The sequence below is a fragment of the Cupriavidus sp. 01L45 genome, assembly GCF_056399885.1.
Genome location: NZ_JBFTSG010000007.1, coordinates 67,280 through 79,592 on the forward strand (window position 1 = coordinate 67,280; position 12,313 = coordinate 79,592).

Consider the following 12,313-nt stretch of genomic DNA (forward strand, 5'->3'; position numbering starts at 1 on the left):
GAGGTGATCCATGCTATCCCGCCTGTTGAACAACCGCCATACGCTGGGGCTGCTGTTCATGCTGCCCACGGCGCTGTTGCTGCTGGTCTTCCTGACATATCCGCTCGGCCTCGGCGTCTGGCTCGGCTTCACCAATACCAAGATCGGCGGCACCGGCGAATGGATCGGGCTGGCCAACTACAGTTACCTGGCCGGCGACTCGCTGACGCAACTGGCGCTGTTCAACACGCTGTTCTACACGCTGGTGGCCAGCGTGCTGAAGTTCGCGCTGGGGCTGTGGCTGGCGCTGCTGCTCAACAAGAACCTGCCGTTCAAATCGTTCTTCCGCGCCATCGTGCTGCTGCCGTGGATTGTGCCGACGGCGCTGTCGGCGCTGGCCTTCTGGTGGATCTATGATGCGCAGTTTTCCATCATCAGCTGGAGCCTGGTCAAGCTCGGGCTGATCGACCGCTATATCGATTTCCTCGGCGACCCGTGGCTGGCCCGCTTCTCCACCATCGCCGCCAATGTCTGGCGCGGCATTCCCTTTGTCGCGATCTCCCTGCTGGCCGGGCTGCAGACCATCTCGCCCACGCTGTACGAAGCGGCATCGATCGACGGCGTCACGCCGTGGCAGCAGTTCCGCTATGTCACGCTGCCGCTGCTGACGCCGATCATCGCGGTGGTGATGACCTTCTCCGTGCTGTTCACCTTCACCGATTTCCAGCTGATCTACGTGCTCACGCGCGGCGGCCCGCTCAACGCCACTCACCTGATGGCCACCCTGTCCTTCCAGCGCGCGATTCCCGGCGGTTCACTGGGCGAAGGCGCGGCGATCGCCACCATGATGGTGCCCTTCCTGCTGGCTGCCATCCTGTTCTCTTACTTCGGCCTGCAGCGGCGCGGCTGGCAACAGGGAGGCGACAAATGAAAGCGAAAGCGATGAGCGCGCCCGAGCAGCAGGGCATGGACTACCTGCAATCGATACCGCGGCGCTGGGTGACCATCTACATCCCACTAGGCATCTTCGTCTTCGTGCTGCTGTTTCCGTTCTACTGGATGGCGATCACCGCCTTCAAGCCGGATGGCGAACTGCTGATGCGCAGCGCCAACCCGTTCCTGGTGATGGCGCCCACCTTCGCGCATTTCAAGAAGCTGCTGTTCAACACGCCCTACCCGGCCTGGCTGCTCAATACCGTGATCGTCTCGACGGTATCGACCTTCGCCTCGCTGGCCGCCAGCGTGCTGGCCGCCTACGCGATCGAGCGGCTGCGCTTCCAGGGCGCGAAGCAGGTCGGGCTGGCCATCTTCCTGGCCTACCTGATCCCGCCCTCGATCCTGTTTATCCCGCTGGCATCGATCGTGTTCCAGCTCGGCCTGTTCGATACGCGCTGGGCGCTGATCCTGACCTATCCCACCTTCCTGATCCCGTTCTGCACCTGGCTGCTGATGGGCTACTTCCGCTCCATCCCTTACGAACTGGAAGAATGCGCGCTGATCGACGGCGCCACCCGCTGGGAGATCCTGGTCAAGATCATCCTGCCGCTGGCCGTGCCGGGACTGATCTCGGCCGGCATCTTCGCCTTCACGCTGTCGTGGAACGAGTTCATCTACGCGCTGACCTTTATTTCCTCGTCGGAAGTGAAAACGGTGCCGGTGGGCATCGTCACCGAGCTGATCGAGGGCGACGTCTACCACTGGGGCGCGCTGATGGCAGGCGCCTTGCTGGGCTCGCTGCCGGTAGCGCTGGTGTACTCGTTCTTTGTCGAGTACTACGTGTCGGGCATGACGGGGGCGGTGAAGGAATAGGCGGCAAAGGGCCGGACAAGCGCAACGGCACCGGGCATGAACGCCTGGCAAGGGCAGGTTAAAATGCCCGTTGTCCCGCCGCCAACCGCCGGCACCGCCGAACCACCCCGTATTCAAGCCCGATCCGATGAGCAAACCCGCCCGCACCCTCACCTTCAAGTGCAAGAAGTGCACCAAGCCCGTCACGCTGTTTCTGCAGAAGGTATCCGCCTGTTCGCACATCACGCCATACCAGGGCTGGTGCAAATGCGGTGAGCTGGTTCGTCACGCCACCGGCGACAAGGATGCGGTCGAGTCCTTCGTCTCCTCCGTCGACGGCAACTGGGCACACCACCACCATCACCACCATTGAGCAACCGTAGCCATCCCGCTCCCGCCAGCGAAACCTGGCGCCCCGGCGCCAAGGATCCGCTGCGCTTCCTGAGCGCGTATCCCGATGCCGTGCTCGACCAGGTGCGCCAGCTGGTTGCCGCCAATCGCCTTGGCGAGCACCTGGCGAAGAAATACCCGGCCCGGCACACCGTGCAGACAGACCGCGCGCTGTACGACTACACCGCCGAACTGAAGCAGGAATTCCTGCGCACCGCGCCGCCGGTCCACAAGATCGCGTTCGACGCGAAGATCGACGTGGTGCATCGCGCGCTCGGGCTGCACACCGCCATCTCGCGCGTGCAGGGTGGCAAGCTCAAGGCCAAGAAGGAAATCCGCGTGGCCTCGCTGTTCAAGGAAGCGCCGCCCGAATTCCTGCGCATGATCGTGGTGCACGAACTCGCGCACCTGAAGGAAAGCGATCACAACAAGGCGTTCTACCGCCTGTGCGAATACATGGAGCCGGCGTATCACCAGCTCGAGTTCGACACGCGCCTGTTCCTGGCGTGGCGTGAACTGGAGCAGGCACAGCGCTAGCCCCCTCGCCTCTCAAGCCTCAAGCCTCAAACCGCGCCCGGGCTCACCACCACTGTCTTCCGATACGTCCCCTGTGCCGCCAGGCGATGCAGCACGCACACCTGCACGTTGCCGGCGAAAGCGGCCTGCCTGACGGCTGCCGCCATATGCGCCAGCACGACCGCGGCCATGGCGGCCTGCACCGGCTCCGGCCGCGCATTGGTCATCACGAGATGCGTCACGACGAAGCCGGCTTCGGGGTCGTCGCCGGTCAGCGCAACCTCCGCCACCAGCAGGCGGCTCTTGAGATCCGCCAGTTGCGCGTAGCCATGCCCTGCGAGTTCGCGGTGCACGCCGGCGAACACATGCGCGAAGTCGATCCTGTCCGCGAGTTGCCGCGTGGTTTCGGTAATCAGGTGCGGCATGATCAGTCCGGTTTCACCGAGGCGGAGGATACGGCGCGGGTCCAACTCGCCTGCGCCTGCGACAGGAACTGGCGGAAGCCGGCAGGATCCAGCGGCCGGGCTTCCACGCCAAGCGCCAGCAGGCGTTCCTGCATCTGCTTGTCGGCGAGCACCGCATTCAGCTCGTGGTTGAGCCGGTTGAGGATATCGCCCGGCAGCTTGCCCGGCGCCATGATTCCGTACCACGGCGCCGCGTCGAAATCGCGCACGCCTTGCTCGCGCATGGTGGGCACCCCCGGCAGCAAGGCGGAGCGTCGTGCGCCGGTCTGCGCCAGCGGCACCACCGTGCCGGCTTTGATGTGCGGCAGCAGCAGCACGGGGCTGTCGAACATCAGCGCAATCTGCCCGCCCAGCAGATCGTTGATGGCGGGGCCCGACCCCTTGTAGGGAGAATGCAGCAGGCGCGCGCCGGTAGCCTGCGAGAACATCGCCCCGATGATGTGCTGCGGCGTGCCGTTGCCCGCCGAGCCGTAGGCGATGGTGTCGGGCGCCGCGGCGGACGCGCGCACCAGCGCGGGCACGGAATCGAAGCGCTGCCCGCGGGTGCCCGCCACCAGGATGAACGGCACCGTGCCGATCAGGCCGACGCCGGCCAGGTCCTTCGCTGGATCGTAGGGCAGCGCGGGATACAACGCCTTGCCGACCGAGACCGGCCCGACCGCGCCCAGCAACAAGGTATAGCCATCGGCAGGCGCCTTGCTGACATAGTCGCTGCCGATGGTGCCGCCCGCGCCGGGCCGGTTCTCCACCACCACCGGTTGCTTCAGGCGGACCTGCAGTTCTTTCCCGATCAGGCGGGCGAGCGAGTCGGTGGTGGCGCCGGGCGCATACGGCACCACCAGGCGGATCGGGCGATCCGGATAGGCAGCGCTGGCCGCTGGCGCGAATGTCAGGCAGAGCGCGGCGGCTGCGAGCGCGGGCGACAAGAAGGCAAGCAGCCGGCGGTTGCGCCGGTCGGCGCTGGAATGGCATGACATGGGGGTCTCMTGGTGTTTTCCATGTTGTGCATGCATTCCAGCAGTTACGACATGCTCTGTAAAATGATGAATCGATTTTCAATTCATCACGACAGATTATGAGATCAACGGCCACGCCCGAAGCCATGGACCTGCGCCTGGTCCGCAGCTTCATGGCCGTTGCCCGCCATGGCAGCGTGACCGCCGCGGCCGATTCGCTCGGCCTGACGCAACCGGCCTTGTCACAGCACCTGCGCATCTTCGCGCAGAGCCTGGGGGTGCCGCTGTTCGGACGCGTGGGCCGCAAGCTGGAACTGACCGATGCGGGCAGGCAACTGGTTCTGGCGCTCGAACCCGTGCTCGATCAGCTCGAACGGGTCATCGTATCCGCAGCCTCTCAGCGCGGCGCGGTGGAGGGCACGCTGCGCATCGGCGCCACCCATACCTATCTTTCCGCGCTGGTGATGCCTGCCGTGCAAGCGCTGGTCGATGCGCATCCGGGGCTGGATATCCAGGTGTTCGAGTTTGCCGCCGCCGAGGTCGACCGTTCCCTGCTGGACGGACAGATCGATCTTGGCCTGGCGTTTGCGAAGGACGCGCCAAAACGCATCGAACAGGTGCCGCTGTTCTCGGAAACGCTTGCCTTGATCGCACCCGGACACAAGCTGCCACGCGAACAGGAAACCGTGACCCTGGCGCAACTGGGAACGCTGCCCCTGGCGCTGCTGCCCGAGCGCTTCGCCATGCGCCGGCAGATCGACGCGGCCGCGCAGGCCGCCGGCATCGTGCTGCGGCCCCGGCTGGAAGGCCCCAGCGTGGAAGCCTTGCTGCGCGCCGTGCTCGGCGGCCGCCTGTACACCATCGCCAGCCCGCTGGCGCTGCATATCGCCGGCACGCAGCGCAGCGGCAGCTTCGCCGGGCTGGCCTACGCGCCGGTCGCGCATCCCGGCTTCAGCCGCACGGCCGCACTGCACCGGCGCCGCGGCCGGCCGGATAGCCCCGCCGCCACAGCTTTCATGGAAACGCTCGGAAAGGTGATCCGGGACGCCGCCGGCAGCGGGTATCTCATACCCATCTGACGCGTGCCTGGCGCCGCCAACTCTTATCGTTTCGCGCGGCGCACCAATTAACAAACTGTTTTTGAAATTGATAGTTAAAAATGGATATTTATCAATTTCAGCTTGAATCATAAAGTCCGTACTCATGCAACCGCCGCAAGGCAAGGAAACCGAACATGAGCACGAACCAGCCCACCAGACCGACGACGCGCGCGCCGCGGATTCCGCGCCGCCACTTCCTGGGCAGCGCAGCCGTACTCACCGCTGCGCTGCCGCTGGCCGCAGCTGCAGCCGGCGGCGCCACCGCGCACCCCGGCCAGGCGCGCCAGCAAGCTCGCGCCGGCCGCACCCGATTCTGGCCGGATGGCGCGCAACTCGTCATCTCCATCTCAATGCAGTTCGAGGCCGGCGCCCAGCCCGAGCGCGGCGCCAGCGGCCCCTTCCCTCCGCTCGACCCCAAGTACCCGGACTACCCGCTGCAGTCTTGGTACACCTACGGCGTGCGCGAAGGCATCCCGCGTCTGCTGGACCTGTGGGACCGCGCCGGTATCAAGGTGACCTCGCATATGGTGGGTCAGGCAGTCGAGCGCCATCCCGAACTGGCGCGCGAAATCGTCGCGCGCGGGCACGAAGCCTCGGGCCATGGCCAGACCTGGGAGCCGCAATACAGCATGAGTGCCGAAGCGGAACGCGCCAGCTACGTGCAGAGCATCGACACCATCCAGCGCGCCACCGGCACGCGGCCCCTCGGCTTCAACGCCTTCTGGATGCGCGGCTCGCCCAATACGCTGCCGATCCTGCAGTCGCTCGGCTTCCTCTATCACATCGACGACCTCAGCCGCGACGAGCCATCCGTGCTGCAGGTAGGCGGCAAGCCGTTCGCCGTGGTGCCCTACACCGTGCGCAACAACGACATCGTGCGCTTCGACTCGCCATCGACCACGGCCGAAGACATGCTCGGCGAACTGAAGGCGGAGTTCGATGTGCTCTACGCCGAAGGCGCCCACCGCCGCCGCATGATGTCCATCAGCACGCACGACCGCATCTCCGGTTCCCCGGCACGCGTGCGGGCGCTCGAAGCGTTTATCCGCTACGCCCAGGGCCATGCCGGCGTGACCTTCATGCGCAAGGACGACATCGCCCGCTTCGCGCTCGGCGCGAGCGACGTGCCGGCGGCATAAGCCAGGGCAAAACCACGAACATACAGACGAGTACAAGCCGACATGAAAACCACAAACCTCGCGCCAGTACGCGCATTCGTAGCCGCCCTAGGCGTCGCCCTGTTACCGCTATCGCAAAGCGCCGCCGCTGCCGGCGACGAGCTGGTCCACCCGCAGCACCTGGCCCAGGGCGCCGGCCAGCCGTCCGCGGCAGCCGCGCTTCTCGCCGCCCGCCGCTACGCCACCTTCTGGCACACCGGCGACGAACGCTACGCCACGCTCGCACTCGCCCCGGACTTCAGCGACCGCACGCTGCCGCCCGGCCGCGAGCAAGGCCTGCGCGGCCCGTTGCAGGCCTCCAGGGGATTCCGCGCCGCGGTACCGGATCTCAGCGCGGAAATGGAAGACGTGGTCATCGCCGGCGACCGGGTCGCGGTGCATCTGCGCTTTCGCGGCCACTTTACCGGGGCGTTCGGCGACAGCAAGGGCCAGGGCCAGCAGATCGACTTCCAGGCCTTCGACCTGTACCGCGTGGCGAACGGCAAGATCGTGGAGAACTGGCATCTGGAGGACAACCTGGGCCTGCTCAGGCAGATGGGGGTGAGCAAGTAGGCGTTGGGCCACAACATGCGCGGTGCGTGGCGGTACTACTTCGCCACGGCCACCCGCCAAACCACATTGCCGACATCGTCGGCAACCAGCAGCGCCCCGCGCTTGTCGATGGCCACGCCTACCGGCCGCCCTTGGGCGTCGCCGTCCTTGTCAAGAAATCCCGTCAGCACATCCACAGGCGGACCTGCCGGTCTGCCGTTGGCAAACGGCACGAAGATCACCTTGTAGCCGCTGTGCGGCTTGCGGTTCCACGAGCCATGCTGGCTGACAAACATACCGTCCTTGAACGCAGCCGTGAGCGAGTTGCCTTGCGACGAGGCGAGGCCAAGCGAGGCGGTGTGCGGGCCGACCGCGTAATCGGGCGGGATGGCCTTGGCCACCATTTCGGGCCGCTGCGGCTTCACGCGTTCGTCCACATGCTGGCCGTAGTAGCTAAAGGGCCAGCCGTAAAAGGCCCCGTCGCTCACCGAGGTAATGTAGTCAGGCACCAGATCGCTGCCGATTTCGTCGCGCTCGTTGACCGAGGTCCACAGCGCTCCGCTGGCGGGCTCCCACGCCATGCCGTTGGGATTGCGCAAGCCGCTGGCGAAGATGCGATGCGCTCCGGTCTTTGGATCGACTTCCCAGATGGCCGCGCGGCCCTCCTCCTTGTCGATGCCGTTCTCGCCGACGTTGCTGTTCGAGCCGACGGTGACATACAGCTTGCCGCCGTCCTGGCTGGCGATGATGTTCTTGGTCCAGTGATGGTTGATCGGGCCAGCCGGCAGGTCCACCACTTTCACGCCGGGTGCGGTAACCTGGGTCTGTCCGGGTTGGTAGGGGAAGCGCAGCACGGCATCGGTGTCGGCCACGTAGAAATCATTGCCGACCAGCACCATGCCGAAAGGCGAATGCAGGTCCTTGAGGAAAACCGAGCGCGCATCGGCCACGCCATCGCCATCGGTGTCGCGCAACAGCGTAATGCGATCGGCACTCGGCACCCCCGCGCCGGCGCGCTTCATCACCTGTTTCATTACCCAGCCCCTGATGCCCTTACCATCGTCGGGTTTTGGCGGTGCGTTGGTCTCGGCAACCAGCACATCGCCATTGGGCAACACGTAGAGCCAGCGGGGATGATCCAGTTTGTCGGCAAACGCCACGGCGGACAGGCCGTCCGCCGCCACCGGCTTGGCGCCATCGGCCCAGCCCTTCGCAGGGGCGATGTGCACGGTTGGCAGCATGGTCTTGTTCGGCGCCGGCAACTGCGGCGTGAAGCCGGTGCCCGCTGACACTGGCAGGGTTGCGGTTTCGCCGCACGCCGCCAGGCCGGCCACCATCAGCACGCTCAGCGACAGGAGGGATAGACGCGGCACGACCATGTTCGGCTCTCCGGCAAGACTCGCCTCGCCCCGGGCGGATGCGCCGCCGGAATGCGAAAGCGCGATGAACGCAAGCGGCCGGCCCAGCCTGGCGCCGGTAGCCGGAGGACGCCCTCGCCTTCACTATAGGACGCACGCGGCACAACTTCTGTCGGCATGCCGGAAGCCGCGCGTAAGACAAAGACGGTGCGTGCGATGCCATCGCCTGTCCCGCACCTGGCGCGGGGAACGCCGCGTCGGAAAAGCTGGTGCTGGAAGCTTGCAGTTGCCGGCTATGGTTCGCTCAATCGCAAGCGTAGCGGAACGCGTCATCCAGGTTCAGCGGCAGCACCAGCGTGCGAAGATGCGCCGCCTTTGCCGAAGCACACAGCGTTGCGCGCGTCGCCGCATCCTTGTACTTCGAGGCGTACTCCACGTTGAACACTGCCTTGCCCTGGGCCGTGAACGGCGTGTAGGTAGCGCACTCCTTGTACTGGAAGCACTGCTCGTTCACCGCGAAATCGAAATCCGCCGCCAGTTGAGCGATCTGGTCCACGTCGTTCTTCAGGCCCACGGCCAGCCCGCGCGCATGCGCCTCGGCTGCGAGAAAACGGTTGTAGTCCAGCTGCGTGACCGCTGTCAGCGGGAGACCCGGCTTGTTGGCATAGCCGTCGACGTTGTCCGGGTCCACGCCATCGCAACCCTTCGACTTCGCCAGATCCATGCGCGCCTGCATGATCTTGCGGACGTTGGGCGAGCGCGTATCCAGCCAGCGCTCTCCCGCCCAACCCGACAGGGCCTTGCCCATATCGGCCGCCGCAAACTGCTTGAAATCCGGGCGCCAGTTTTCTGAGCTGCCGGCGGAGAAATAGCAGACTACGCGCTTGCCCTGCGCCTTCAGCGCATTGATGGTTGCTTGCGGCGTATCCACCAGATCGATATCGAAGACCTGCGCGGGGTAGTTCGTGTTGACCGTGCTGGTCAATTGCAACTGCCAGGTGTCCGCGGCGGCCGGCATCCAGCGCGAAGGGGCCAGAGTTTGCGCTGAGGGAGACAGGGTAGCGTTGGAGGCAGAGGCAGGAGCGTTCACCGCTGACACGGAAATGGCGGAGGCGTCCGGCTCCGCCGATGCGCCATCGCCTCCGCAAGCCGCCAGACAGGTAATCGAGACCAGCCATGCCATAYGTGCAAGTTTCCGGATCACGGAGGCTTTCCTTTTTGGGTTGCTTTGGTTGGCTGATGGAATGGGGAGGTGCGGAGGCACCCTGCCAGGTTGTCTGGCAGGGGGGGATCTTGAATGGTTTCCCGAACGCTACGGTAGGCGGGTTGAATGACGGGCGCAAGACGGGGATATGCAATCGTTGTATCGCGATCCGGCGCCCGGAGCTCAGGGCAGGTTGCTTTCGAATCGGTCCGATTCATCACACATTCGCTGCTCGACTACGATCCCCGCTGGATCCGGCAACGGCATATCTCGACATGCGGAGGGCTGAATCGATCGAAGATTCGCCGGGCATGATCAGCCAGGGCAGGCTGGCCGTTGATCTTTCCTCGATCCAGACGGTCGATGACTATATCTGTGGTCTCGGATAGAAGCGTTCGCGGCAAGTCGCGCAGTTGTTAGCGGTGCCAGGCGTGACGACTGCGCCCGCCGTACGGGAGAACCGAATCTTCAACCCGCTCAAAAACAAAACGGGCTACGCAAATCGCGTAGCCCGTTTTGGAATTCTGGTGCCGGCTGCAGGACTCGAACCCGCCACCTGATGATTACAAATCAACTGCTCTACCTGATGAGCTAAGCCGGCATGTTTGGTGCAGACCGCGATTCTACTGCATGCGGCGCAAATTGACGATGGGTTCCTGCGCTTACTTCACCACCTTCAACGAGGGCTTCTTGGCACCGATGCGGGATACGGGCGGCGGCGTGGGTTCGTCGTCACCATCGTGGTCGTCGCCGGCGTCTACTGTGACCGGAGCCTCGCTTTCGACCGACGACAGCTTGGGCGGCGGGTTGTTCTCGCGTTCCGTGCCGGCCTGGGTTTCGGGGACGCTACGTTCCACGGGGAAGGCCATGCCCTGCCCGTTCTCGCGGGCGTAGATGGCGAGGACGTTTTCGACGGGCACGTCGATCTTGCGCGAGATGCCGCCAAAGCGGGCGCTGAAGCCGATCCACTCGTTGCCCATGTCCAGGCCGCTGGTGGCGTCGAAGCTGACGTTGAGCACGATTTCGTTGTTCTTGACGAACTCGCGCGGCACGCTGGTGTTGGCGTCGACGAAGACGGCGATATACGGCGTGAAGCCGTTGTCCGTGCACCACTCGTAAATGGCACGGATCAGGTAGGGCTTGGTGGAGGTTTCAGGCATTGTGCTTCCAGTGGCGCAGTCCGGTGGCCCGAAGCGGTTGGCTTCGGGCCGGGCCGGTTTAGCGGCGCATCACCTTTTCGGACGGGGTGAGCGCTTCGATGTAGGCCGGGCGGCTGAAAATGCGCTCGGCGTACTTGAGCAGCGGTGCGGCGTTCTTCGACAGTTCGATGCCGTAATGGTCCAGGCGCCACAGCAGCGGAGCGATGGCGACGTCGAGCATCGAGAACTCTTCGCCGAGCATGTACTTGTTCTTGACGAAGATCGGCGCGAGCTGGGTCAGGCGGTCGCGGATGGCGGCCCGGGCGCGCTCGTGGTTCTTCTCGGCGGCCTTGCCCTTTTCGTTTTCGAGCGCGTAGACGTGCGTGAACAGTTCCTTTTCGAAGTTGAACAGGAACAGGCGCGCACGGGCACGCTGCACCGGATCAGCCGGCATCAGCTGCGGGTGCGGGAAACGCTCGTCGATGTACTCGTTGATGATGTTCGATTCGTACAGAATCAGGTCGCGCTCGACCAGGATGGGCACCTGGCCGTAGGGGTTCATCACCGAAATGTCTTCCGGCTTGTTGAACAGGTCGACGTCACGGATCTCGAAATCCATGCCCTTTTCGAACAGGACGAGGCGGCAACGCTGGGAGAACGGGCAGGTGGTGCCCGAATACAACACCATCATGGTTGGATTCCTTTGATGCGGGGTCGATTGACTGGATCGGTATTCTGGCAGAACCGATATGTAGAAAGCAAATTAGAGATGCATGGGGCACATATAAACATGAGCCCGACAGGTTTAAGCGCACTTTGAGGCACATTGCGCCCATCAACCCCGTCTCGGCATCCAAAGCAAAAAGGGCCGGGGCGGTGTTGCTCTTGGCGCAACGTCCGCTCCAGCCCCATTCCCATCGAACCGTCAGGCTTTCCGGGCTTTACCGCGAATTACTTGATGTCCTTCCAGTACGAGGCGTTCAGGCGCCAGGCGAAGACGGTGAACACACCCAGGAACATCAGCACCCAGACGCCCAGGCGCTTGCGCTGGTTCTGGGCCGGCTCGGCCATCCAGTCCAGGAACCCGACCAGGTCGGTCACGGCCTGGTCGTACTCGAGCGTGCTCATCTTGCCCGGCGTGACCTGCTCGAAACCGGCGAATTTGTGGACCTTCTCGCCATGCTCTTCGGCTTCGACGAACTTGGCGGTGCGCTGGCCTTGCAGTTCCCACAGCACGTGCGGCATGCCGACGCTCGGGAACACCAGGTTGTTCCAGCCCGTGGCGCGGTTGTCGTCACGGTAGAAGGTACGCAGGTAGGTGTACAGCCAGTCGTCGCCGCGGGCGCGGGCGATCACCGACAGGTCCGGCGGCTGGGCGCCGAAGAAGGCCTTGGCTTCCTTCGGCTGCATGGCGATGGTCATCATGTCGCCGACCTTGTCGCCAGAGAACAGCAGGTTCTGGCGAATCTGGTCGTCGGTCAGGCCGATGTCCTTGAGGCGGTTGTACCGCATCATCGACGCGCCATGACAGTTCAGGCAGTAGTTGACGAACAGCTTGGCGCCGCGCTGCAGCGAGGAGAGATCGCTGGTCTGCACGGGCRCCGGCTCGAGGGGGTAGCCCCCTTCGCTGGCCATGGCGGGCGCGGCGGCAAAGCAGGCGCCGGCCAGCGCGAGAATCGAAAGCAGCTTTTTCATCTTGTGTCCTTGTGC

14 protein-coding genes and 1 tRNA gene are annotated in these 12,313 nt (G+C 64.5%); 7 read left to right on the forward strand and 8 right to left on the reverse strand.

All coding sequences use genetic code 11. The features are described from left to right. The first annotated feature begins 10 nt into the window (after positions 1-10). The 4 genes from AC1DT6_RS06680 to AC1DT6_RS06695 all read left to right on the forward strand — a co-directional run bounded on the left by AC1DT6_RS06680 (position 11) and on the right by AC1DT6_RS06695 (position 2,694). Complete coding sequence (locus tag AC1DT6_RS06680) at positions 11-910, forward strand: carbohydrate ABC transporter permease (RefSeq protein ID WP_441628915.1); 900 nt, start codon at positions 11-13, stop codon at positions 908-910. Continuing rightward, positions 907-1,788 carry a carbohydrate ABC transporter permease gene (locus tag AC1DT6_RS06685; RefSeq protein WP_441628913.1) on the forward strand — a complete coding sequence of 294 codons (882 nt, stop codon included), beginning with the start codon at positions 907-909 and terminating at the stop codon, positions 1,786-1,788. The genes AC1DT6_RS06680 and AC1DT6_RS06685 overlap by 4 nt, the downstream gene beginning before the upstream one ends. Positions 1,789-1,915: 127 nt before the next feature. After that, positions 1,916-2,140: a hypothetical protein gene (locus AC1DT6_RS06690; RefSeq protein WP_441628911.1), complete on the forward strand. Its 225-nt coding sequence runs from the start codon at positions 1,916-1,918 to the stop codon at positions 2,138-2,140. 59 nt (positions 2,141-2,199) lie between these two features. After that, complete coding sequence (locus tag AC1DT6_RS06695; protein WP_441628969.1) at positions 2,200-2,694, forward strand: M48 metallopeptidase family protein; 495 nt, start codon at positions 2,200-2,202, stop codon at positions 2,692-2,694. 26 nt (positions 2,695-2,720) lie between these two features. Here the strand turns inward: AC1DT6_RS06695 and AC1DT6_RS06700 are convergent, their stop codons facing one another. Both AC1DT6_RS06700 and AC1DT6_RS06705 read right to left on the reverse strand, forming a co-directional pair. Continuing rightward, positions 2,721-3,098, reverse strand: coding sequence for a hypothetical protein (locus AC1DT6_RS06700; RefSeq protein ID WP_441628909.1), 378 nt, complete (start codon positions 3,096-3,098; stop codon positions 2,721-2,723). A 2-nt stretch (positions 3,099-3,100) separates the two neighbouring features. Then, entirely contained in the window at positions 3,101-4,114 is a 1,014-nt protein-coding gene (locus AC1DT6_RS06705) for a Bug family tripartite tricarboxylate transporter substrate binding protein (RefSeq protein WP_441628907.1), read from the reverse strand. Between the two features lie 98 nt (positions 4,115-4,212). On the opposite strand from AC1DT6_RS06705, the gene AC1DT6_RS06710 reads away from it, so the two are divergent. From AC1DT6_RS06710 to AC1DT6_RS06720, 3 genes are all read left to right on the forward strand, one after another. Beyond that, positions 4,213-5,172 carry a LysR substrate-binding domain-containing protein gene (locus AC1DT6_RS06710; RefSeq protein WP_441628905.1) on the forward strand — a complete coding sequence of 320 codons (960 nt, stop codon included), beginning with the start codon at positions 4,213-4,215 and terminating at the stop codon, positions 5,170-5,172. Positions 5,173-5,327: 155 nt separating this feature from the next. Then, complete coding sequence (locus tag AC1DT6_RS06715) at positions 5,328-6,332, forward strand: polysaccharide deacetylase family protein (protein ID WP_441628903.1); 1,005 nt, start codon at positions 5,328-5,330, stop codon at positions 6,330-6,332. A gap of 42 nt (positions 6,333-6,374) precedes the next feature. Beyond that, on the forward strand, positions 6,375-6,923 hold the full coding sequence (locus AC1DT6_RS06720; RefSeq protein WP_441628901.1) for an ester cyclase: 549 nt from the start codon (positions 6,375-6,377) through the stop codon (positions 6,921-6,923). Positions 6,924-6,958: 35 nt separating this feature from the next. On the opposite strand, the gene AC1DT6_RS06725 is transcribed toward AC1DT6_RS06720, so the two are convergent. From AC1DT6_RS06725 to AC1DT6_RS06750, 6 genes are all read right to left on the reverse strand, one after another. After that, on the reverse strand, positions 6,959-8,281 hold the full coding sequence (locus AC1DT6_RS06725; RefSeq protein ID WP_441628899.1) for a PQQ-dependent sugar dehydrogenase: 1,323 nt from the start codon (positions 8,279-8,281) through the stop codon (positions 6,959-6,961). A 283-nt stretch (positions 8,282-8,564) separates the two neighbouring features. Further along, entirely contained in the window at positions 8,565-9,443 is an 879-nt protein-coding gene (locus AC1DT6_RS06730; RefSeq protein ID WP_441628967.1) for an endo alpha-1,4 polygalactosaminidase, read from the reverse strand. Positions 9,444-9,989: 546 nt separating this feature from the next. Next, positions 9,990-10,065 (reverse strand) — tRNA-Thr (locus AC1DT6_RS06735). Between the two features lie 61 nt (positions 10,066-10,126). Continuing rightward, entirely contained in the window at positions 10,127-10,624 is a 498-nt protein-coding gene (locus AC1DT6_RS06740; RefSeq protein WP_035870639.1) for a ClpXP protease specificity-enhancing factor, read from the reverse strand. 58 nt (positions 10,625-10,682) lie between these two features. Continuing rightward, positions 10,683-11,294, reverse strand: coding sequence for a glutathione S-transferase N-terminal domain-containing protein (locus AC1DT6_RS06745; RefSeq protein ID WP_035870642.1), 612 nt, complete (start codon positions 11,292-11,294; stop codon positions 10,683-10,685). Between the two features lie 260 nt (positions 11,295-11,554). Continuing rightward, positions 11,555-12,298 carry a cytochrome c1 gene (locus AC1DT6_RS06750; protein WP_477114568.1) on the reverse strand — a complete coding sequence of 248 codons (744 nt, stop codon included), beginning with the start codon at positions 12,296-12,298 and terminating at the stop codon, positions 11,555-11,557. Positions 12,299-12,313 lie beyond the last annotated feature (15 nt).